This window comes from Bradyrhizobium genosp. SA-4 str. CB756 (assembly GCF_000473125.1).
In the GTDB taxonomy this organism is placed as follows: Bacteria; Pseudomonadota; Alphaproteobacteria; order Rhizobiales; family Xanthobacteraceae; genus Bradyrhizobium; species Bradyrhizobium arachidis.
The window spans coordinates 2,853,446-2,873,992 of record NZ_KI421499.1; the positions used below are offsets into that span (position 1 = coordinate 2,853,446).

The 20,547-nt window shown below is 64.8% G+C and carries 20 protein-coding genes; 16 read left to right on the forward strand and 4 right to left on the reverse strand.

Going from position 1 to position 20,547, the window contains the following annotated elements:
- The first annotated feature begins 17 nt into the window (after positions 1-17).
- The 3 genes from BRAGE_RS0114045 to BRAGE_RS48565 are packed head-to-tail and all read left to right on the forward strand — an operon-like array spanning position 18 to position 957.
- Positions 18-413 (forward strand): hypothetical protein, encoded by a 396-nt coding sequence (locus tag BRAGE_RS0114045; protein ID WP_231164035.1) that lies wholly within the window; start codon positions 18-20, stop codon positions 411-413.
- Positions 410-598: a hypothetical protein gene (locus BRAGE_RS48560; RefSeq protein ID WP_035729695.1), complete on the forward strand. Its 189-nt coding sequence runs from the start codon at positions 410-412 to the stop codon at positions 596-598. The genes BRAGE_RS0114045 and BRAGE_RS48560 overlap by 4 nt, the downstream gene beginning before the upstream one ends.
- A complete protein-coding gene (locus tag BRAGE_RS48565) occupies positions 595-957 on the forward strand; it encodes a hypothetical protein (protein ID WP_051377871.1) in 363 nt (120 codons plus the stop codon). Before BRAGE_RS48560 ends, BRAGE_RS48565 begins: the two co-directional genes overlap by 4 nt.
- A gap of 75 nt (positions 958-1,032) precedes the next feature.
- On the opposite strand, the gene BRAGE_RS0114060 is transcribed toward BRAGE_RS48565, so the two are convergent.
- Entirely contained in the window at positions 1,033-3,219 is a 2,187-nt protein-coding gene (locus BRAGE_RS0114060) for a lytic transglycosylase domain-containing protein (protein ID WP_027559351.1), read from the reverse strand.
- Between the two features lie 322 nt (positions 3,220-3,541).
- Between BRAGE_RS0114060 and BRAGE_RS0114065 the strand changes: the two genes are divergently transcribed.
- The 4 genes from BRAGE_RS0114065 to BRAGE_RS52750 all read left to right on the forward strand — a co-directional run bounded on the left by BRAGE_RS0114065 (position 3,542) and on the right by BRAGE_RS52750 (position 6,287).
- The gene (locus BRAGE_RS0114065; RefSeq protein WP_027559350.1) at positions 3,542-5,278 is read left to right on the forward strand and encodes an adenylate/guanylate cyclase domain-containing protein; all 1,737 of its coding nucleotides are present in this window, start codon (positions 3,542-3,544) and stop codon (positions 5,276-5,278) included.
- Positions 5,279-5,381: 103 nt separating this feature from the next.
- Positions 5,382-5,558, forward strand: a complete 177-nt coding sequence (locus BRAGE_RS55825) for a hypothetical protein (protein WP_167336499.1) — start codon at positions 5,382-5,384, stop codon at positions 5,556-5,558.
- 153 nt (positions 5,559-5,711) lie between these two features.
- The gene (locus BRAGE_RS0114075; RefSeq protein ID WP_027559349.1) at positions 5,712-5,924 is read left to right on the forward strand and encodes a hypothetical protein; all 213 of its coding nucleotides are present in this window, start codon (positions 5,712-5,714) and stop codon (positions 5,922-5,924) included.
- A 105-nt stretch (positions 5,925-6,029) separates the two neighbouring features.
- On the forward strand, positions 6,030-6,287 hold the full coding sequence (locus BRAGE_RS52750) for a hypothetical protein (RefSeq protein WP_084334326.1): 258 nt from the start codon (positions 6,030-6,032) through the stop codon (positions 6,285-6,287).
- 411 nt (positions 6,288-6,698) lie between these two features.
- Here BRAGE_RS52750 and BRAGE_RS0114090 read toward each other — a convergent pair whose 3' ends face one another.
- Positions 6,699-7,097, reverse strand: coding sequence for a hypothetical protein (locus BRAGE_RS0114090; RefSeq protein WP_027559346.1), 399 nt, complete (start codon positions 7,095-7,097; stop codon positions 6,699-6,701).
- A gap of 351 nt (positions 7,098-7,448) precedes the next feature.
- Here BRAGE_RS0114090 and BRAGE_RS48570 point away from each other — a divergent pair, with 351 nt between their 5' ends.
- The 3 genes from BRAGE_RS48570 (at position 7,449) to BRAGE_RS0114105 (ending at position 10,898) form a co-directional block, all read left to right on the forward strand.
- Positions 7,449-7,643 (forward strand): hypothetical protein, encoded by a 195-nt coding sequence (locus BRAGE_RS48570; protein ID WP_027559345.1) that lies wholly within the window; start codon positions 7,449-7,451, stop codon positions 7,641-7,643.
- A 716-nt stretch (positions 7,644-8,359) separates the two neighbouring features.
- Positions 8,360-10,084, forward strand: coding sequence for a dihydroxy-acid dehydratase (gene ilvD, locus BRAGE_RS0114100; RefSeq protein WP_027559344.1), 1,725 nt, complete (start codon positions 8,360-8,362; stop codon positions 10,082-10,084).
- Entirely contained in the window at positions 10,071-10,898 is an 828-nt protein-coding gene (locus BRAGE_RS0114105) for a tetratricopeptide repeat protein (protein ID WP_027559343.1), read from the forward strand. The genes ilvD and BRAGE_RS0114105 overlap by 14 nt, the downstream gene beginning before the upstream one ends.
- A gap of 61 nt (positions 10,899-10,959) precedes the next feature.
- Here the strand turns inward: BRAGE_RS0114105 and xth are convergent, their stop codons facing one another.
- Positions 10,960-11,757 (reverse strand): exodeoxyribonuclease III, encoded by a 798-nt coding sequence (xth, locus tag BRAGE_RS0114110; RefSeq protein ID WP_035729702.1) that lies wholly within the window; start codon positions 11,755-11,757, stop codon positions 10,960-10,962.
- 136 nt (positions 11,758-11,893) lie between these two features.
- Between xth and BRAGE_RS0114115 the strand changes: the two genes are divergently transcribed.
- The 3 genes from BRAGE_RS0114115 to BRAGE_RS54520 all read left to right on the forward strand — a co-directional run bounded on the left by BRAGE_RS0114115 (position 11,894) and on the right by BRAGE_RS54520 (position 15,109).
- On the forward strand, positions 11,894-14,224 hold the full coding sequence (locus BRAGE_RS0114115; RefSeq protein WP_027559341.1) for a hybrid sensor histidine kinase/response regulator: 2,331 nt from the start codon (positions 11,894-11,896) through the stop codon (positions 14,222-14,224).
- A gap of 217 nt (positions 14,225-14,441) precedes the next feature.
- Positions 14,442-14,813 carry a hypothetical protein gene (locus BRAGE_RS54515; protein WP_141263039.1) on the forward strand — a complete coding sequence of 124 codons (372 nt, stop codon included), beginning with the start codon at positions 14,442-14,444 and terminating at the stop codon, positions 14,811-14,813.
- On the forward strand, positions 14,795-15,109 hold the full coding sequence (locus BRAGE_RS54520) for a hypothetical protein (RefSeq protein WP_028146277.1): 315 nt from the start codon (positions 14,795-14,797) through the stop codon (positions 15,107-15,109). Before BRAGE_RS54515 ends, BRAGE_RS54520 begins: the two co-directional genes overlap by 19 nt.
- Positions 15,110-15,330: 221 nt before the next feature.
- Here BRAGE_RS54520 and erpA read toward each other — a convergent pair whose 3' ends face one another.
- Positions 15,331-15,660 carry an iron-sulfur cluster insertion protein ErpA gene (erpA, locus tag BRAGE_RS0114125; protein WP_027559340.1) on the reverse strand — a complete coding sequence of 110 codons (330 nt, stop codon included), beginning with the start codon at positions 15,658-15,660 and terminating at the stop codon, positions 15,331-15,333.
- 122 nt (positions 15,661-15,782) lie between these two features.
- On the opposite strand from erpA, the gene BRAGE_RS0114130 reads away from it, so the two are divergent.
- The 3 genes from BRAGE_RS0114130 (at position 15,783) to BRAGE_RS0114140 (ending at position 20,533) form a co-directional block, all read left to right on the forward strand.
- Complete coding sequence (locus BRAGE_RS0114130) at positions 15,783-16,991, forward strand: deoxyguanosinetriphosphate triphosphohydrolase (protein WP_027559339.1); 1,209 nt, start codon at positions 15,783-15,785, stop codon at positions 16,989-16,991.
- 9 nt (positions 16,992-17,000) lie between these two features.
- On the forward strand, positions 17,001-18,791 hold the full coding sequence (gene argS / locus BRAGE_RS0114135) for an arginine--tRNA ligase (RefSeq protein WP_027559338.1): 1,791 nt from the start codon (positions 17,001-17,003) through the stop codon (positions 18,789-18,791).
- 140 nt (positions 18,792-18,931) lie between these two features.
- Positions 18,932-20,533 (forward strand): SPOR domain-containing protein, encoded by a 1,602-nt coding sequence (locus tag BRAGE_RS0114140; protein ID WP_027559337.1) that lies wholly within the window; start codon positions 18,932-18,934, stop codon positions 20,531-20,533.
- Positions 20,534-20,547 lie beyond the last annotated feature (14 nt).

Genomic DNA, 20,547 nt, shown 5'->3' on the forward strand with positions numbered 1-20,547 from the left:
CTGATCCGGGAGCCCGTATGTTGAGCCGCTCATGCAAGCTCTTGTGGCCGGTGGTTCTCCTCTGCTCCAGCGCGACGATCGAGGCGCAGGAGACGGGACACGGTGCCGCTCATCGCCAGCACCCGCCCCAGGACCAGGAGCTGCACGAAAAATTCTATTCGACCTGGCACATGCCGGACAATCCGAGCCTGAGCTGCTGCAACAGCGCCGACTGCTATCCGACCGAGATCAAGTACGTCGACGGCAAGATCTTTGCACGACGCAGGGAGGACGGGAGGTACATCCTCGTCCCGCCGCAAAAAGTGGAGCGACACAGGGACAATCCGGACGGCCGAAACCATCTTTGCGCTCCACCGCCCGCATTGTCTCCGTTGGACAGCGTCTACTGCTTCGCCTTGGGAGGTGCCACATGAAATTCGCCTTCGTGCTGGTGAACGACCGGACCCCGTTCCGGCGGATCGGGTGCATGCAGTGCTCCGAGCCGGTCAGCGACAGCTATCTCCGCGAGATCGCGACCGGTCTGTGTTATTGCGACCATCAGTGCTACGCGTTGTTCTGCGAGGCCCTGGCGAAAGATCGCGTGAGGGCGGCTTCATGAAATTCGTGCTGGTCAATCACGAGCCCCCGTTGTGCGCGGCCACGTGCAGCACATGTTCGCGGTCGATCCGGTCCGGCTATGTCCGGCATGTGCGGACACAGCAGCGCTACTGTGACTACGATTGCTATCGGCGCGGCGAATTCACGACGTTCTTGATGCAATGGCCGCTGCCTGGGCGCACAGAGCCGGCCGCCGGAAACGTCGAGGCCGCTGCCCGAAGCATGATCGAGACGTTGGCGGTCCTGAGTGCCATCTCGTGCTGGAGCTGCACGATACAGACCTGGACCTTCGCGAGAGCCTTGACCGGCGCATACCTGGACGGCCGCGACCTGATCACGACGGAAGGAGGTGATACCTAGCCGCGCGACCGCACTCGCGTGGAAGCCGCAGCAACGCAGCCTTGCGAGCGCCGTGTCCAGCCCCGGCGGCGCCGACTAGGGAGCGGTTGCTGCGGCCGCCACGGGCGCGGTTGCGCCGGCCTGCTGCGTCACCACGTGCTGATCGCTCTTGCTGGCGACCACGCCGCCATCCTCGAGCCGGGCGCGGTACACCAGCACGTTCTCCATCACGCGCTGGACGTAATTGCGCGTCTCCGACAGCGGGATGCGTTCGACCCAGTCGACTGGATCGACATTGGGATCCCTGGGATCGCCACGCGCCTGCACCCATTCGCGCACCCGGCCGCGGCCGGCATTGTAGCCGGCGAACGTCATGATCTGGTTGCCGCGATATTCCGACAACAGCGCGCTGAGCTCGGCGGCGCCCATCTGCGTGTTGTAGACGGGGTCGGAGACCATCCGGTCCCAGTCATAGGTCAGGCCGAAGCGCTTTGCGGTGTCGCGTCCGGCTTCCGGCGTCACCTGCATCAGGCCGACCGCGTTGGCGGGCGACTTGTCGCGCTGGTCGAACGAGCTCTCGGTGCGCGCCACCGAATAGATCACGCTGGTCTCGATCGCGGGCGCGAGCTGCTTGTGCTCGGGGATACCGATGGTCGGGAAGGCGTAATGGTCGAGCGCGAGCCCGCGCGCCAGCGCCGACTTGCCGACCTCCAGCATCACCCGCGCGTCGTTGCGCCGGCCGGCGAGCTCGCCGAGCGCTTCGAGGACCGCGACGTCGGTGCTCTCCTTGGCGAAATCCTCGGCGTAGTAGAACACCATGTCGCGCTCGCCGATGCCGTAGAGCATGTCGGCGGCGCGCACGCGCTCGTCGGCTGGCGGCGTGTCGGCGGAGGCCAGCACGGGCGAGGGCGCCCGCAGCTCGATGCGGTCGATGCCGAGCCTGGCACGCGCGAGCTGGCCGTAATAGGCGGTCGGATAACGTGCCGCGGCCTGGTAGCTCATGCGCGCGTCGGCGGTTGCGCCCATGGCCTCGGCGGCACGGCCGCGCCAGTAATGCGCGCGCGACAGCGCGATCGGATTGACCGAGCCCTCGTCGATGGCGGCGAAGTGCACCATCGCGGTCCTGGGATCGTCGAGATAGCGCAGCGCGATCCAGCCGCACATGAAGTGATAGTCGATGCGGTAGACTTCCTTCTCGGGCACCGCCGCGGAGCGCACCACGTCGTAGGCCGTCTTGAATTTGCCCTGGTCGAGCAGCTTGCGCGCCAGCAGGCGCCGCTCGCGCCACCAGGCATCCGTGTCTTGCGCCGCCATCATGCCGGGCGCGGCGGCGAGGATCACCTCGGCCGCGTCGTCGATCCGGTCCTTCTGGAGGTGCCACTGCGCGCGGCACAGCACATAGCCGAGATCGGCGCGCGCATCGGCCGGCACGTCGTCGAGATAGTCCTTGGCCTTGTTGGCCTTGCCCGTGACGGCGGCGCAGGCCTTGACGATCGCGAGCGCGTCCTCGCCGAGCCGTTTTGCCGCGCGCCGCGCAGCGCCATAGTCCTTGGCACCGAGGCGCTTGTCCATGCGCGCGCGGTGATCCTCGGCGGCGAGGAGATCGCGGAACGCCTCGTAGGAATCCTCCTCGCTGCGTTCGGACAACTCCTCACTGCGCCAGGCCTCACGTACCAGACGAGCGGCCCGGTCGGCATCGCCTTCGCTCAGCAGCACGCGGGCCAGCGCAAACTTGCCCTTGGCGCTGGTCGGCCGGTCCATCGTGAATTTGTGCACGGTCGCCGCGTCGCTCTTCTCCTGCCACAGCCGCGCTTCGGCGCGGCGGCGCAGCAGCGCGCTGCTCGGCCAGTCCGGATTGGCGGCGAGGAAGCCGGCGTAGCGCTTGAAAGGTGCGGTGCTCTCGGAATGACGCAGCATGAACCAGTCGGCGAGCTTTTGTCCGGCGGGATCCGCGATGCGGTCGCGCGCGGCGGTCGCATCGTCGCTCTTGCCCTTGCGGGCGAGGTCGATCGCGTCCTTCAGCGCGGCGAGATCGCCGGTCAGCGGCGGCGGAGCCGGCTTGTCCGCGGGTTCGTCATCCTGCTTCTTCGATTTGCGCTTGGCCTCGGCATGCTTGCCGTGCCGCGATTTGGCCGCGGCGTGGCGCTGCTTGCCGGCTTTCGCCTCATGCGTCTTCTTCGGCGCGGATGATTTGTGACTGCTCTTCGCCGCCAGTTCAGTGGGAAAGAAGGCCATCGCGGCCACGGCAACGACACACGCGAGCGAGCGTAGGCACTGGTTCATTGGATGGTCCCCCTGCGAAACCACTACAAACCAAGGTCCGCGACGACATGCGGCTTGAGAATCAACGACGACACCAAAACGATGTCACGACATCGTCTCGCATTCCTCACGCTCACGCAACAATGCGGCAAAATACGGATGCAGACGGGAACTTCCGAAACGGCGGAAAAGGCAGTATCTTTAATCTTTGTTAACGAATAAGGCTCGCGCGACGGTTGCGGCTGCTGGCGGCGCCATGAAGAGCCGGATTGCGCGTGTTCCCGCCGCCAAATCCGGTATATTGGGTTCCATCCGTCCTCTCAGCACTTTGTCCCAATCGCTCATGCCGCTTTTCAACCAGTCGATCCGGCGCAAGATCGTCGGCATCGCCCTCGGATTGATCGTCCTGATGCTGGTCACCTCGATCCTGTCGATGGTGATGTCGAGCCAGGTCGGCGTCCTCCTGGACGAGCTGACCAACCGCTACATCCCCGCCTATGGCGATCTGGCGCGCGCCAATATCCGCTCGCTGGAGCGGTCGGTGGCGCTGCGCCGCATGGTCATGATGAAGATGCAGGAGGCTCCGGACGAGGAGGCCTACGCGGCGCGGCTGAAGGAGTTCGAGGAAGCCGACCGCAGGATCGAGCAGGAGACCTCGGACGCGCGCAGCCACATCAACGCGATCATCGACGATACCAGAACGCCCTCGGACAATGCCGCGCTGGCGCGGATCGACGCCCACATCGAAACCGCTGTCTCCGAATTGCGTCGTGGCATGAACGAGGAGCATGCAAGGCTCCTCAAGCAGATCGATGCCAAGCAGATGCCGGAGGCGCGCGGCACGCTGGAGCGTCTCGACGTCCTGCGCGACCAGTTCAATCAGAGGATCGACGGCATTCGTGGCGACATGCTCAAGCAGGTCTTTGCCTCGACGTCGACGGTGATCGGCCGGCAGCATCAGGCGATCATCATCTCGGGCATCGTGACCTTGCTCGCAGCGATCGTCGGCTTTGTCTTCGCGATGCTGGTCTCGAGCGGCATCACGCGGCCGGTGCGCCTGCTGCTCGCCGGCACCCGCGAGGTCGAGGCCGGGCGCTTCGACAAGCCCATCACGGTCTCGACAAAGGACGAGATCGGCGAGCTCGCTGCCGCCTTCAACCGCATGGTCGAGCAGCTCCGCCACAACGAGCGCATCCGCGAGACCTTCGGCCGCTACATCGACCCCAAGGTGGTGCAGGGGCTGATCGACCGCCCGGAGGTCGCCATCGACGGCCAGCGCCGGGTCATGACCATCATGTTCTGCGACATGAGCGGCTTCACCTCGATGAGCGAGGGCATGACCCCGCGCGGCCTTGTCAAGGTGATGAACCACTATTTCACCGTGATGTCCGGTCCGATCAGGAGCAATCGCGGCGTCATCGACAAATATATCGGCGATGCCGTGATGGCCTATTGGGGCCCGCCCTTCATCGACGAGGACGAGCCCGCGCTGCTCGCGGGCCTTGCCGCCATCGACATGGCCGAGCAGGTGCCGGCGCTCCAACGGCAATTGCCTGACCTGCTCGGCATCCGCGCCATGCCCGCGCCGTGCGATCTGCGGATCGGCATCGCCACCGGCGAGGTCCTGACCGGCAGCATCGGCTCCGAGCTGATGATGAGCTTCACCGTGATGGGCGACGCGGTGAACCTCGCCTCGCGGCTCGAGGCCGTCAACAAGACGTACGGTACCCGCATCCTGATCGCGCAGGCGACCGCGGAGGCGATCGGCACGCAGCTCGAGCTGCGCGAGATCGACCGGCTCGCGGTCGTGGGCCAGACCATCCCGCAACCGATCTTCGAGGTGATGGCACGCTCCGGCGCGCTCACCGGCACGCAAGCGAGCCTGCGCGCGCATTATGCCGAAGGCCTTGCCGCCTACCGTGCCCGCCGTTTCGACGAGGCGCGTGCCGCCCTCAACGCGGCGCTCGAAGCCGTCCCCGGCGACGGTCCTTCGCGCACGCTGCTCGGTCGCATCGCACAGTTCGAGACCGATCCGCCCGACGAGGGATGGGACGGCGCCTGGCGTTTGGAGCAGAAATAGCGGCGCGCCGGAATAATTGATTCTACTTCATAACGATGTTCGCCGTGACCTATTTCCCGGGCTTAGGTTTGCTGTCCCTAAGGCGTTTGATGGGGACACGCCGATGACAGAACTTCAGGACAGGCTGGAACGGTTCGAGACGCTCACCGCCGAATGCGAGCTCATCACCAAGCTCGCCACCGACAGCGCCAAGCGCGAGTTCTATCTGAAACTCTCGGAACAGTATCGCCAGCTGGCGCTGGACACGCGGCGGGCGATCGCGACCAGGGCCGCGGCCTGACGTGGGGCGGCAATCCGTTCTTAAGGTTTGGCACGCATCCTTGCCGGATGTGAGCGTCGCGGTTCGCGATGGCTCGCAGCGGGAATGCCGGGAGCCGTTGCGATACAGCGTTCCCTGATGACGTCCTTTGCCGATCGCTCCTGGGGCAATCGCATGCGCCTTCTTGCGGTGATCATCTTCGCGCTGATGACGGCGGCCTGCAATCAGGAGCAGGACATCACCGGCTCGACGCCGGCGTGCCCGATGCGGACCTACAGCTCCTTCAATCCCCGCGACATGAACCAGTGCGTTGCCGCCTGCAAGGCGTGCGACCACGGCAACACCGTGACCTGCACCACTTCCTGCACCCTCAAGGGCGCGCACTGAGCCGCGGGCCGGGGGCGGCTCGCCGAGGGCCGACGGTGCCCAGCCACCGGAACGATTCACATGGGTTAATCATTGAAGGGGCGGCAGGACGCGGAGTCCTATGGAATGGGTATGCTCGATCCCGGTCGGTTCCTGGTGTCGTGCTCGCACTGTGACGCCTGGCCGATGGCGGCGAACCTGAAACGTTCGAGTTGGTCGGCGACCCCGCACGAGGTCCGTTTCGTGTGTCCGCGCTGCCGCAGCGAGGAGACCGCCATCGTCTCCGCGTCCGGCGAACTGACCCCGATCAAGCGCATCGAAGTTCCGCCACGCGACGTGACCGCCGCCTGGGCCCTGGCCCAGCGCCCGCGGGGGCGGGGCTGAGCGGCAAGCCGACCCGCGATTTGCTGACTCCGCTGTTCGAGCGCTTGAAACGGCAGCAACGCGCTGACCGACAGCAGGCCGAAGATCGTGAGCGCGCCCATCAGCCCGCCCGCGGCTTCGGCTAGCCGCGTCCCGTGCGCGGCTTCAACCATTGCATGATCACGCCGCATGGCGACTGGCGGCTGCGTGGCAGCCTGTGCCTCGCGCTCGCGTCTCTTGCGAAAGCGAGGGCCTGCTGGAGCGATCGCCGCTGCTCGGGCGCACGTGCCATCCACTCGCGTATGACGGCGCGCCGTATCCTCGACTTCAACATGGGAGAGGTCTCCACGAGATGGATCAGGGAGAGCGGATCGGGGAGCGGCAGGATCAAGCCGCGCGGCTGCTCCGGTCTCGCCATGATCGGCAGCGTGCCTATGCCGCCTTTTGCATCGGATAGGCTTGCGATCGTCGCGCGAGCAGGGCACTGCCGCACGGATGTTCGGCGCCCTGCAGGACGACGAAGCCACGCTTCGCCACCGCGGCGCGAAGGTTGTCCTTCGCTTGCGCTTTCTGCGCGTCGAGCCAGATCACCAGCACGGCACGGGGCCCGAGGAAGCCGTCGAGCCAATCCATCGCCGCATCGAGCGCGCTGAGCGGGCGTCGTCGCCAATCCACGAGAGCTGCGTCGTACTGGGCGGCCGGGAGGCCGCAATTGCCGGCCGAGGCAGCCAGAAAATATCCGCGCCTTTGCAGATCCATCATCAATTCCATGCTCTTCGCGCCGACCACGACAATGCGCTGCCGGGGTGAGCAGCCTGCGAGCGCGATCATCGGTTCAATGATCCTGTCGCTGACCTCTGAGGTAGACATGAGTTCACCGGTTCGGTTGTTGTTGCCAGGCAGGGCAGGCCGAAGCTTGCGGGATGGATCGTGGCGGCTCGCCACGCCACGCGCGGTTCGCATTCCCTGCGATGCGTCACGCGGACAGGCGTGACCGGCTCGATATGTTGCTGGTCGCGATATGATTTCGAGATGAGCGCGGTCCCGATTGTATAGGGTCCGCATAGGACCGGTGCGGCCACTATGCCGCCCCTACAAACCGGCGCTCCGATCCTCATCGAATTCAGATTTGCCCGGCGTCATGTTCTGACGTGGAGCTGCAATTCTTTTTCGGAGATCAGGATGCCGGCATATCGCGCATTTGTGGTGGGACGCCACAGCGTACCGATCGGGGTGGTTCAAATGGACTGCACCGACGATGAATCGGCGATCTCTCGCGCCGCCAAACTCGTTGACAGCCACGATGTGGAGCTCTGGCAACTTGATCGGCCGGTCGCGAGATTCGAAGCGCAGTCCGGACACATGCACAGGAAATAGTCCTGGTTCGCTCGGGACGGTGATCTTGTCGTATCGAGACGTGTTGCCCGACGGGCAAAACACCTGCGAGGCTGTCAATCGATCTTTGTAGAATTATTCCACTTTACCGAAATTCGGATTTAAGCCGGCGAGGCCGGAAAGGTGTCTGCGAGGCCGCAGGATGGGTAGAGCGGAGCGAAACCCATCATGCTTCGGCGCCGACGAGAGTCGATGGGTTTCGCTGCGCTCTACCTCAGATGCTGTACCCCGTCATGGCGAGCGCAGCGAAGCGATCCAGCATCGTAGGGTGGAGCGGTGGTGGGCACGGCACTTTGCGCCTTTGCCCGCTCCACGGCACTAACGGTGAGGGGTCGACTCAAATGCGGATACGCGGTCATTGCGCCGAAGCCGGGCGCGCTGCTCGTGTCATAAAATCTCAAGTTGTGGATTGTCATTTTCGCTACGGTATCAAGGTAAGCCAACCCGTGTCTTCCCGGTAACGATTGTGCTGTCCACGCAACACTCACGGCGGATTTAACTCTCGTCACTGCCGGTTCGCATCAGCGCCGCTTTTTGGCCACACCTGAACATGAATAAAATCGCTCTAAAGTTTGAGAGACAGCGGCGGTCCGAACAAGGCGACGGGAAATCCAAGGGTCGATTCGAATCTTGGTCGATTCAAATCTTGGCTCTGATTTTTCGGGTCTGAAAGGGTTAGCCGGGGAAACTGGTTTGCAATGGACGCGAAGGCCAACATCAAGCAGAGGCTGCCAAGCCGTCACGTGACGGAAGGCCCTGCGCGCGCGCCGCACCGGTCCTACTTCTACGCCATGGGTCTGACCACCGAGCAGATCCACCAGCCTTTCGTCGGCGTCGCCTCCTGCTGGAACGAGGCCGCTCCCTGCAACATCGCCCTGATGCGCCAGGCGCAGGCGGTGAAGAAGGGCGTCGCGTCGGGCGGCGGCACGCCCCGCGAATTCTGCACCATCACCGTCACCGACGGCATCGCCATGGGCCATGACGGCATGCGCTCCTCGCTGCCGTCGCGCGAATGCATCGCCGACTCGGTCGAGCTGACCGTGCGCGGCCATGCCTATGACGCCCTCGTCGGTCTCGCCGGCTGCGACAAGTCGCTGCCGGGCATGATGATGGCGATGGTCCGTCTCAACGTGCCCTCGATCTTCATCTACGGCGGCTCGATCCTGCCCGGCAATTTCCGCGGGCAGCAGGTCACCGTGCAGGACATGTTCGAGGCGGTCGGCAAGCACTCGGTCGGCGCCATGTCGGACGAGGACCTCGACGAGATCGAGCGCGTGGCGTGCCCCTCGGCGGGCGCCTGCGGCGCGCAGTTCACCGCCAACACCATGGCGACCGTCTCGGAAGCTATTGGCCTCGCGCTGCCTTACTCGGCCGGTGCCCCGGCGCCCTACGAGATCCGCGACGCCTTCTGCATGACCGCAGGCGAGAAAGTGATGGACCTGATCGCCGAGAACCTCCGGCCGCGCGACATCGTCACCCGCAAGGCGCTGGAGAATGCCGCTGCCGTGGTCGCCGCGTCCGGCGGCTCGACCAATGCTGCACTGCACCTGCCGGCGATCGCGCACGAGGCCGGCATTAAGTTTGACTTATTCGACGTCGCCGAAATCTTCAAAAAGACACCTTATGTCGCGGATTTGAAGCCGGGTGGTCGTTATGTCGCCAAAGACATGTTTGAAGTAGGTGGCATACCGCTTCTGATGAAGACGCTGCTCGACAACGGATTTCTCCACGGCGACTGCATTACGGTCACCGGTCGAACGATCGCCGAAAACCTCAAAAGCGTGAAATGGAATCCGCACCAGGACGTGGTGCACCCGGCAGACAAGCCCATCACCGTGACAGGCGGTGTGGTCGGTCTGAAGGGGAATTTGGCGCCAGAAGGTGCGATCGTGAAAGTCGCGGGAATGTCTAACCTCAAGTTTACCGGTCCGGCCAGGTGCTTCGACCGTGAGGAGGATGCTTTCGAGGCGGTCCAGAAGCGCACCTATCGCGAAGGCGAAGTCATCGTGATCCGCTACGAGGGGCCCAAGGGCGGTCCCGGCATGCGGGAAATGCTCCAGACCACCGCGGCGCTGACCGGCCAGGGCATGGGCGGCAAGATCGCGCTCATCACCGACGGCCGCTTCTCCGGCGCCACCCGCGGCTTCTGCATCGGCCATGTCGGCCCGGAGGCGGCGGTCGGCGGCCCGATCGGGCTGCTCGAGGACGGCGACATCATCGAGATCGATGCGGACGTCGGTACCCTTAACGTAAAATTGAGTGACGCTGAGCTCGCTCAGCGCAAGACCAAATGGAGCGCTCGCGCGACTAACCACACGTCGGGTGCGCTCTGGAAGTATGCTCAGCAGGTTGGACCAGCAGTCGGAGGGGCAGTAACCCATCCGGGCGGCGCGCACGAGAAACAGTGCTATGCGGACATCTAGGCGTGCCATTGTTGCGTTTGTGTTGGGGGCCGGTGCGCTGGCCGCGCCCGCGCTCGCCTTTGATGGCGCGCCGGTCAACAAGGACGCCACCATCCCGGTCGTGACCACCTTGCCGGGTGCCGCGCCCGCCGTGCGCAGCAAGGTGCCGGCGCCGGTGACCGCGCCTCAGGAGACCAGCCTCAGCGCACTGCAATATGCTGCCGAGGGCGGTCATCCCATCGCGCAGTGGAAGCTCGGCCGCATGTACGCCAATGGCGACGGCGTGGCCCAGGACGATGTCCGCGCCTTCGAATATTTCAGCCGGATCGCCAATGCGCATGCCGAGGACAGCCCGTCGGCGCCGCAGGCGCAGGTCGTGGCCAATGCCTTCGTCGCGCTCGGCCGCTACTATCTGAGCGGCATCCCGAACTCCAAGGTCAAGCCGGACCAGGACCGGGCGCGTGAGATGTTCTCCTACGCGGCCTCCTATTTCGGCAATGCGGATGCCCAGTACGATCTCGCCCGGCTCTACCTGAAGACGCCGGACGCTTCGCGCGAGGATTTCCGCTACGGCGCGCGCTGGCTCGGCCTTGCCGCCCAGAAGGGCCAGCACGAGGCCCAGGCGCTGCTCGGCCAGATGCTGTTCAACGGCGACCGCCTGCCGCGGCAGGCTGCGCGCGGCCTGATGTGGCTGACCCTGGCGCGTGACAGCGCAGGCGCCGATGAGACCTGGATCAAGGAAAGCTACAACCGCGCCTTCGCCAAGGCCTCCGACGACGATCGCGCCATGTGCCTGCAAATGCTGGAACAGTGGGTGCAGGGCCGCCGCGAGTAGGGCAGCGACCTCGGTGCCGTAGGGTGGGCAAAGCGCAGCGTGCCCACCAACCCTGCGAACGTTACGCCGCCTCTAGATCCAGATCCGCCCACACCGGCACGTGATCCGACGGCTTCTCCCAGCCGCGCACATAGCTGTCGATGCCGACATTGGCGAGCTTGTCGCTGGCCTGCGGCGACAGCAAGAGATGGTCGATGCGCAGGCCCTGGTTCTTCTGCCAAGCGCCGGCCTGGTAATCCCAGAACGTGTAGAGCCCACCCTCGTCGGTCACCGCCCGCAGGGCATCGGTCAGGCCGAGGCTGAGCAGGGACTGAAAACTCTCGCGCGTCTCGGCCTTGAACAGGGCGTCCTCGGTCCAGGCCGCGGGATTGTGGACGTCGCGGGCATGCGGAATCACGTTGAAGTCGCCTGCGAGGATCAGCGGCTCCTCGGTCTTGAGGCGCTCCTTCGAATACTCAAGAAGCCGCGACATCCATTTGAGCTTGTAGGGATATTTCTCGGTCCCGACCGGATTGCCGTTGGGTAGATAGAGGCAGGCGATGCGCAGGACCCCACGCTTGAGCGTCACCACGCCCTCGAGGAAGCGGGCATGGACGTCCTCGTCGTCGCCGGCGAGGCCCGATTTGGTCTCGTCGAAGCGGAGTTTTGAGAGCAGGGCGACGCCGTTGAACGTCTTCTGCCCGTGCGTGACCACGTTGTAGCCGAGCGCCTCGATCTCCAGCCGTGGGAAGGCCTCGTCGACGCACTTGATCTCCTGCAGGCAGACGATGTCCGGCTGGCACTCCTTCAGCCAGGTCAGCAGCAGGTCGATCCGCTGCCGGACCGAGTTCACGTTCCAGGTGGCAACTCTGATGGGCATGTCGGTGGGGCTCCGGACCAAGGGCCATGGTTAGAACAAACTGCAAACACGCCCGTCAAGGACGCCGCAGAATCTCCCACAAAATTAACCCGGCTTAAGCAGGCCGCAGGCCATTGATACGGAAAAGGTTCCGCGGATGGGATGGCCGGATAAATCGTTGGGACAGACTGAGCCGCGCGACGGCCTGATCGGCGCGTTCCTGTACTGGCTCGGCGGCTTCGAGATCGAGGACGGCCTGACCGCCGGCCTCAGCGAGCGCGAGCTGCGCCGGATCCGCGCCAAGCAGATCGACGCGGTGATGCGGGCCATCCCGGTGACGATGGCCGTCACCATGCTCAATGTCGCCATCGTGCTCATCCTGTTCTGGGGCAGGGGCTGGAACGATTTCCTCGCGATCTGGGGCATGACCCTTGCCGTCACCGCCTCGCTCGCCGTGCGCGCCTGGCGCCGCTCGCACCAGAGCCCACTGCAGGAGGCCTCGCCCCGCGCCGCGCGTCAGATGCTGCGGCAGGCGTTTTTCCTCGCCGCGATCTGGGGCACGCTGCCGCTGGCACTGTTCAGTCGCATCGAGCCGACCAGCCAGCTCATCCTGGCTTGTCTGATGGTGGGCATGATGTCGGGCGGCGCCTTCACGCTGTCGACCTTCCCGCGCGCCGGCCTCGTCTATCTCGCCACCATGACGGTCGCCTGCGCCGGAGCGCTATTGCTGTGCGGAAGCGGGCCATACCCGGTGACCGCGGTATTCCTGCTGCTGTTCGCGTTCTTCATGGCGCGCAACATCGTCTCGCAGGGCAACCTGTTCCTCGGCAACCTCAAGGCCCGGCTCGAGCTCGAGCGCCAGACCGAGATCATCTCGCTGCTGCTGAAAGACTTCCAGGAGAACGCCAGCGACTGGCTGTGGCAGACCGACGCCGAGGGGCATCTCGTCGACGTGCCCCAGCGCTTCGCCGACGTCGCGCAGCTGCCGCTTCCGCTGCTCAAGGGATCGCAATTCGCCGACGTGCTCGACATGCTCTGTCCCGAGGACAAGAGCGCCGCCTACAACATCGTCGGCCTGATGGAACATGCCGAGCCGCTGCACGAGATGAACCTCAAGGTCGTCGCCGGCGGCGAGGCGCGGCTGTGGTCGCTGACGGCGAAACCGGCCTATGACCGCGACGGGCAATTCTTGGGCTATCGCGGCTTCGGCCGCGACGTCACAGAGCGCTGGCGCGCCGAAAAGGCCGAGGCCGAGAGCCGCGCCAAGTCGGATTTCCTCGCAGTCATGAGCCACGAGATCCGCACGCCCATGAACGGCGTGCTCGGGCTGGCCAGCATGTTGCTCGAGACAAAGCTCGATCCGGAGCAGCGCGAGGCGGTCACCACGATCCGGGAGTCCGGCGACAATCTCCAGCGCATCCTCAACGACATCCTCGACCTCTCCAAGCTCGAGGCCGGCCGCTTCCAGTTCGAGGCGATCGATTTCGCCCCGCAGGCGTTGGTCGAAACCGTTGCGACGGTCGCGCGCGCGAGCGCCAAGGGCAAAGGGCTCGCGGTCAAGGTCTCGCTCGATCCGAACCTGCCGCCGACGCTGCGCGGCGACGTCGCGCGCATCCGCCAGGTGCTGCTCAACCTTGCCTCCAACGCCGTGAAGTTCACCGATCAAGGCGAGGTGACGATCGCTGCGACCTGCCAGGCGCGCCGCGACCTGCTCGCCACCGTCGAATGGACCGTGACCGACAGCGGCATCGGCATCGCACCCGAGAAGGTCGGCCAGCTGTTCAGCGACTTCGCGCAGGCCGATGCCTCGATCAGCCGCCGCTTCGGCGGTACTGGACTTGGCCTTGCGATCTCCCGCCGCATCATCGAGCAGATGGGCGGCACCATCGGCGTCACCTCGATGCCGGGCGAGGGCTCGGCCTTCCGTTTCACGCTGGTGCTGCCCTGGAGCCAGGCGCAGGCATCCGACCAGGCGGCCGGCGCCGACGAGGCCGACGCGCTCAAGGCGCGCATCGCCGGGCTCGACCGGCCGCTCAAGGTGCTGGTCGCCGAGGACGATGCGGTCAACCGCATGGTCGTGAGCAAGATGCTGGGGGCCTTCGATGTCGAGCTGAAGGTCGTGACCGACGGTGTCCAGGCCGTCGCGGCAGCCTCAGAGGGCGATTACGATGTCGTGCTGATGGACGTCCGCATGCCCGACATGGACGGCCTTGCCGCGACCCGCGCGATCCGTGCGCAAGGCGGCCGGTTCGACGCGTTGCCGATCATCGCGCTGACCGCCAATGCCTTCCCCGAGGACGTCAAGATCTGCCGCGAGGCGGGGATGTCGGATTTTCTGGCAAAGCCCTTGCGCAAGCCCACCCTGGTCGCGGCCTTGCTGCGTTCGCTGGACGGTTACGCGATGTCGGAGGACGCGCCGCTTCAGCCGGAGCTGATGCCGCTTGAGGTGGAGTGGACGGACGAGGAAAGGCAGATGACGGGCGCGTAGAGCTTTCCATAGACCCGCGCGGCGACCGCCTTCAGGCGCTCGACCGAGCCGGACTCCGGATGCCGCTTGACCGGGGCGAACAGGATCGAAGCCTGCCCCTTCGATGCCGGCCCTTTCGATCAATCCCGGGAACGGCCTGATGAGCCACAAGGCGACATGGCTGTAATAGGAAGGAGGCCGCCAACTGAGGCGGCATTGCACCCGAAATTATCCTAACATGACACGAGATCAAGAAGCCATTGAACGAGTTCGATCCGATGGTCGGTGGAAGGCCCTTGCGATTGGTCCAGACAGAGAGCTTAAAATTGCCTTCCTGATCCGCGGGGATGATTGGCGTCCTCTGAGAGCACCATGGTGGCATGGCAAGGATGTCTCGATTATTGGCGCCGACCTCAACGGCAACTTCATCCTTCGCCATTGCGACGGCTCAGTCCGACTGTGGGATCATTCAAAGCAAACCGACGAAGTTATTGCATCAGGCGTCATGGAATTCTGCAGTCGCCTCGGAACGCAACTAGGACAGCACAAAAATCAACCTAGTGCCGGGGCGCAAATGCAGACAGCGCAAAAATGGCTATTCTCACAATAGAGCTCGATGCCGGCAGTTGGAAAACTGCTTATGATTTTCGATCAGCCCTCAAGGCAGCAATAGGGGCTCCGGAATGGCATGGTGATATAGCGGCTGCTTTCCTAGATTCAATTTTCGGGGGCGGCATGAATGTCCTCAAGCCTCCTTACGTCATCAAGGTCGTGAATACGGTGCACCTTGCGCCACAGCTTAAGGAGCTGATCCGCGATCTTTCGTCAGCGATGGAGGACACGCGAATGCGTCGGCTTGCCCGTACAGGCGAGGACGTTGCGGCTAGTCTTGAAATCGCGAGTTAGGATACTCGCGACCCCTGACTGGTCCGCTATCGACAATCCCCGACATTACCGACCGAAACCTTGGGAGCAAGGTCGAACGCCCCAACTTTGGGGATCTCGCGACGATGACATCCTACCCCTGTTTTGCCCGACGGGTCAAATTAATTTCGTAAAATCAGAAGCGCATCGTGCCGGCTTCCCGGCTACTGTGCATGGGGTTGTTTTTCAGATTTTGAGTCGGACTAGATCGAGAAGCTGGTCCCGCAGCCGCAGGACGCCGTCGCGTTCGGATTGTTGACGCGGAACGAGGCGCCGATCAGGTCGTCGACGAAATCGACCTGCGAGCCCGCCAGGAACGGCTGCGAGGCGGAATCGACCAGCACCACCGCATTGTCCTGCTCGATCACCAGATCGTCGTCGGTGCGGTCGCGGTCGATGTCGAACTTGTACTGGAAGCCGGAGCAGCCGCCGCCCTCGACGGAGATGCGCAGCATCGCACCTGTGCCTTCGCCCTTGAGGATCTCCCCAATCCGGCGTGCGGCGCGGTCGCTGATGGTCACGGCAGTGGTCATTGCTGGTCTCCGATAGTCCCGCGTCATACCAGGGTCACTTGCCCAATTCAGTTGGTATCCCGCGTCCGACATAGTTAAGTGCCACCATACGCAGAATCAAATGGATAGGGACTAAATTCGCCGTGTCCGTCGGAATGGCAGCCCCCCGCGCGCCCTATGCCTGCGACCCCGATCGCAGCCGTGGCCGGCTGGTCGCCGAGCCGCCGAGTCGGACCCGGAGCCCGTTCCGGCGGGATTGCGACCGGGTGATCCATTCCACCGCGTTCCGCCGCCTGAAGTACAAGACCCAGGTGTTCGTGTTCCACGAGGGCGACCATTACCGCACCCGGCTCACCCATTCGCTGGAGGTGGCGCAGATCGCCCGGGCGCTGGCCCGGCAGCTTGGGCTGGACGAGGACCTCACGGAAACCCTGGCGCTGGCTCATGATCTCGGCCACCCGCCGTTCGGGCACGCCGGCGAGCGGGCCCTGGATGCCTGCCTGAAGCAGTTCGGCGGCTTCGACCACAATGCCCAGACGCTTCGCGTCGTCGCCGCGCTGGAGCACCGCTATCCTGAATTCGACGGCCTGAACCTGACTTGGGAGTCGCTTGAGGGCATCGTCAAGCACAACGGCCCCTTGACCGATCGCAGCGGCGCGCCGGTCGGGCGCTATCGCGAGCACGGCGTCCCCGTCGGCATCGCCAACTACATCAAGACGTACGACCTCGAACTGTGGAGCTTCGCCTCGCTCGAAGCCCAGGTCGCCGCCATCGCAGATGACATCGCCTACGACGCCCACGACATCGACGACGGGTTGCGGGCCGGCCTGTTCCATCTCGACGACCTCAAGGTGATGCCGCTCACCGCGGAGATCATCGCCGAGACCTCCGCGCATTACCCTGACCTCGAAGACGTCCGGCGCGGGGCCGAGCTGGTGCGCGAGCTGATCTCGCACCTGATCGGCGCGGTGTTCGCGGAGGCGCAGAAGAACCTCAATGCCGTGAAGCCGCAATCGGCCCAGGACGTGCGCCAGCAGAGCAGGGCGCTGATCGCGTTTCCGGCCGAGGTCGCCGAGGAAGAAGCCGCCATCAAGGCCTTTCTCTACCAGCACATGTACCGCCACAAGCGGGTGATGCGGGTCATGGGGGAGGCCGAGCAGATCCTGTTCGACCTGTTCGCCAAATACCTGACATCGCCGGCCGAGCTGCCGCCGGAATGGCTCACGGGGGCGGAGGCGGACAATGAGGGCGACCGGGCCCGGCGGATCGGCAATTTCATTGCCGGAATGACCGACCGTTTCGCCCTGACCGAGCACCAGCGGCTTTTTGACTCGACCCCGGATTTGCGTTAGGCGGCGGCCATGCCCCAGACATCCTCATCCCTGCATTTGTTCGCCGACGTGCTCGGACGCGTGCACGCCGCCTGCCGCGCGCTCGCGGCGGACGCCAACTGGCCCGAGGGCATCGATTTCTCCCGCGTGGTGGTCGAGCCGCCCCGCGATGCCTCCCATGGCGACATGGCGACCAACGCCGCCATGGTGCTTGCGAAAGAGGCAAAGGCAAAACCCCGCGATCTCGCCGAGCAGATCGCCGAGCGGCTGCGAGCTGACGCGCTGATCGCCAAGGTCGACGTCGCCGGTCCCGGCTTCATCAATCTGACCTTGAAGCCGGCCGCCTGGGCCGAGGCGCTGCGCACGGTGCTGCGTGAGGGCGCTGACTACGGCCGCGTCCACGGCGGCGCCAAGGTCAACGTCGAATACGTCTCGGCCAATCCGACCGGGCCGATGCATGTCGGTCATTGCCGCGGCGCCGTGTTTGGCGATGCGCTGGCGAGCCTGCTTGAGTTCGGCGGCCACGACGTCACCCGCGAATATTACATCAACGATGCCGGCGCGCAGGTCGACGTGCTCGCCCGCTCTGCGTTTCTCCGCTACCGCGAGGCGCTCGGTGAGGCCATCGGCGCGATCCCGGAAGGGCTCTATCCCGGCGACTATCTGAAGCCGGTCGGCGAGGCGCTGGCGAAGGAGCACGGCGACAAGCTGCTCGCCATGAGCGAGGCGCAGTGGCTGCCGACGGTGCGCGCCAAGGCGATCGCGATGATGATGGATGAGATCAAGGACGATCTCGCCGCGCTCAACATCCGCCACGACGTGTTCTTCTCCGAGCGCTCGCTGATCGAGACCGGCAACAACAAGGTCGCCGAGACCATCGATTTCCTGAAGGCCAAGGGTGACGTCTATGAGGGCCGCCTGCCGCCGCCGAAGGGCGCGCCGGTCGAGGATTGGGAAGACCGCGAGCAGCTGCTGTTCAAGGCGACCGCCTACGGCGACGACGTCGATCGTCCGCTGATCAAGTCGGACAATTCCTATACCTACTTCGCCTCCGACATCGCCTACCACAAGAACAAGTTCGACCGCGGCTTTGCCGAGATGATCGACGTCTGGGGCGCCGACCATGGCGGCTACATCAAGCGTATGCAGGCGGCGGTGAAGGCGACGACGTCGGGCAAGGGCACGCTCGACGTCAAGATCGTCCAGCTCGTGAAGTTGCTGCGCAACGGCGAGCCGGTGAAAATGTCCAAGCGGAGCGGGGACTTTGTCACCTTGCGTGAGGTGGTGGATGAGGTCGGCCAGGATGCCGTCCGCTTCATGATGCTGTACCGCAAGAACGACGCGGTGCTCGACTTCGACCTCGCCAAGGTCATGGAACAGTCGCGCGACAACCCGGTGTTCTACGTCCAGTACGGCCATGCCCGCGGCCACTCAATCTTCCGCAACGCGCGGGCGGAGGTGTTCCCGGACCTGCCGGAGGACGCCGAAAAGCGCATTGCCTGGCTCAGTGAGTCGGCGGTGGATCGGCTGTCCGACCCCGTCGAGCTCGATCTTCTCAAGCGCCTCGCAATTTATCCGCGCATGCTGGAAGCGGCCGCCGCGGCCCATGAACCGCACCGAATTGCCTTTTATCTCTATGATTTAGCCAGCGAATTTCACGCGCTTTGGACGAAGGGGCGCGATTTGCCCTATTTACGCTTCATTATCAATAATGATGCAGATCTTACGAAGGCGCGGCTGGCCATGGTCCAGGGCGTCGTCTCTGTCCTGGCATCGGGCCTCGCCATCCTCGGCGTCCATGCTCCGGACGAGATGCGGTAGTTTGGGGCGAACTACTTAATGGGAATTCGGGGGTAACCGGCAGAAGCCGGATCGCTTAGACTTGGTTGAAAGCCTTGTGGGTCGAAAGCAGTGCCTTGGTCGAGGGGCGCGCGGCTTTCCCGAAGGGACGCATCATCACGATGGCCGAACGATATCACAACAGACCGTTTCCTTCCGATGACTATGGTCGCGGCGGCGACCAGCATGGGAAGACGGAAAGCGACCCCTTGGCCGAGCTCGCCCGCCTGATCGGTCAGACCGATCCGTTCGCTGCGCAGTCGCAGCCCAGCGCCCGCCCGCCGGCAGCGCCGGCGCCCAGCCAGAGCTATCACGACGACAATTATTCGCAGGATGACTATCAGCAGGACCATGCCGAGCAGGCTCCGCCGCCTCCATCCGGGCCGCCGTCGTGGATGCGGCGCGCCAACGTGCAGCCGCAGCCGCAGCCGCAGCCGGCGCCCGAGCCCGACTATCCCGTCTCTGTGAGCCCGGTTCATCCGCTGCATCGCTATTCAGCCCAGCCGGCCGCGCCCGCGCCTGATTACCATCAGCCGCAGGCCTATCCCGATCACGGCTACCAGGATCAGGCTCATCAGGCTCAAGCCTACCCGGATCAGGCCTACCAGCAGCACGGTCAGGCCCAGCAGGAGCAAGCCTATCAGGAGCCGTATCCGCAGCCCGATCCGTCGCGCTACGACGATGCGCTCTACGGACGCTTGGAGGCGGGCGAGCAGGACTATCAGCGCGATCCCGCCTATCCTGATGATCCCTACGCGTTCCAGAGCGACTATCCCGAATCCGATCTCGACGAGGACGAGCCGAAGAAGCATCGCGGCGGCATGATGACGGTCGCGGCGATCCTCGCGCTCGCTGTTGTCGGCACGGGCGCGGCCTTCGCCTACAAGACCTATGTGGGCTCGCCCCGCAGCGGCGAGCCGCCGATCATCCGGGCCGACAACACGCCGACCAAGATCGTGCCGGCGCCGACTGACTCCTCGGCCAAGGTGCCGGATCGGATGGCGAGCGGCGACGGCTCCGAGAAGATCGTGCCGCGCGAAGAGGCGCCGGTCGACGTCAACGCCAAGGCCAGCGGCCCCCGCGTGGTGTTCCCGCCGCTGAACCAGAACGCCAATCCGCCGTCGGTGGCGAGCGTCTCGCCCTCCGCGGTGCCGCCGAGCGCAGGTGGAGTTCCAAGCAACGGTACGATGCCGAACAATTCGCCGCGTCCGATCAGGACCGTGGCTGTGCGGGGCGACCAGACCGATACCGCTGCGTCGCAAGCCGCGGCCGCCAAGCCTGCGGCGACGGCGCCGAAGCCGGTCGCCGCGCCTGCCCCCGCACCAGCCGCGCCGCGCAATCCGCCGACCTCGGCCAATGCCAGCGCCAATCAGCCGATGTCACTGGCCCCGCAGGCAGCGCCTGCCGAACCGCCGCAGCGGATGGCTGCGACCACTCCGACGCAGATCGCGCCGGCCAGCAGCGGTGGCGGCTACGTCGTGCAGGTCTCCTCGCAGCAGACTGAGGAAAGCGCTCACGCCTCCTATCGGGTGCTTCAGAGCAAGTATGGCAGCGTGCTGGGCTCCCGCGCGCCTGTCGTCAAACGGGTCGACCTTACCGACAAGGGCAAGGGCATCGTCTACCGCGCCTTCGCTGGTCCCTATGGATCGGCCGAGGAGGCGACGCAGGCCTGCAACAGCCTCAAGTCCGCAGGCCTGTCCGCCTGCTTCGTCCAGAGGAATTAACGGCCGTTTCCTTG

Coding starts and splice junctions, on each gene's coding strand:
- BRAGE_RS0114115 (WP_027559341.1), top strand. CDS start 11,894: ATGGGATGGCCGGATAAATCGTTGGGACAGACTGAGCCGCGCGACGGC.
- BRAGE_RS48570 (WP_027559345.1), top strand. CDS start 7,449: ATGCCGGCATATCGCGCATTTGTGGTGGGACGCCACAGCGTACCGATC.
- BRAGE_RS0114045 (WP_231164035.1), top strand. CDS start 18: ATGTTGAGCCGCTCATGCAAGCTCTTGTGGCCGGTGGTTCTCCTCTGC.
- BRAGE_RS0114090 (WP_027559346.1), bottom strand. CDS start 7,097: ATGATCGCGCTCGCAGGCTGCTCACCCCGGCAGCGCATTGTCGTGGTC.
- BRAGE_RS54515 (WP_141263039.1), top strand. CDS start 14,442: ATGACACGAGATCAAGAAGCCATTGAACGAGTTCGATCCGATGGTCGG.
- BRAGE_RS0114065 (WP_027559350.1), top strand. CDS start 3,542: ATGCCGCTTTTCAACCAGTCGATCCGGCGCAAGATCGTCGGCATCGCC.
- BRAGE_RS48560 (WP_035729695.1), top strand. CDS start 410: ATGAAATTCGCCTTCGTGCTGGTGAACGACCGGACCCCGTTCCGGCGG.
- BRAGE_RS54520 (WP_028146277.1), top strand. CDS start 14,795: ATGGCTATTCTCACAATAGAGCTCGATGCCGGCAGTTGGAAAACTGCT.
- BRAGE_RS52750 (WP_084334326.1), top strand. CDS start 6,030: ATGGGTATGCTCGATCCCGGTCGGTTCCTGGTGTCGTGCTCGCACTGT.
- BRAGE_RS55825 (WP_167336499.1), top strand. CDS start 5,382: ATGACAGAACTTCAGGACAGGCTGGAACGGTTCGAGACGCTCACCGCC.
- erpA (WP_027559340.1), bottom strand. CDS start 15,660: ATGACCACTGCCGTGACCATCAGCGACCGCGCCGCACGCCGGATTGGG.
- BRAGE_RS0114060 (WP_027559351.1), bottom strand. CDS start 3,219: ATGAACCAGTGCCTACGCTCGCTCGCGTGTGTCGTTGCCGTGGCCGCG.
- ilvD (WP_027559344.1), top strand. CDS start 8,360: ATGGACGCGAAGGCCAACATCAAGCAGAGGCTGCCAAGCCGTCACGTG.
- BRAGE_RS0114105 (WP_027559343.1), top strand. CDS start 10,071: ATGCGGACATCTAGGCGTGCCATTGTTGCGTTTGTGTTGGGGGCCGGT.
- xth (WP_035729702.1), bottom strand. CDS start 11,757: ATGCCCATCAGAGTTGCCACCTGGAACGTGAACTCGGTCCGGCAGCGG.
- BRAGE_RS0114075 (WP_027559349.1), top strand. CDS start 5,712: ATGCGCCTTCTTGCGGTGATCATCTTCGCGCTGATGACGGCGGCCTGC.
- argS (WP_027559338.1), top strand. CDS start 17,001: ATGCCCCAGACATCCTCATCCCTGCATTTGTTCGCCGACGTGCTCGGA.
- BRAGE_RS0114140 (WP_027559337.1), top strand. CDS start 18,932: ATGGCCGAACGATATCACAACAGACCGTTTCCTTCCGATGACTATGGT.
- BRAGE_RS48565 (WP_051377871.1), top strand. CDS start 595: ATGAAATTCGTGCTGGTCAATCACGAGCCCCCGTTGTGCGCGGCCACG.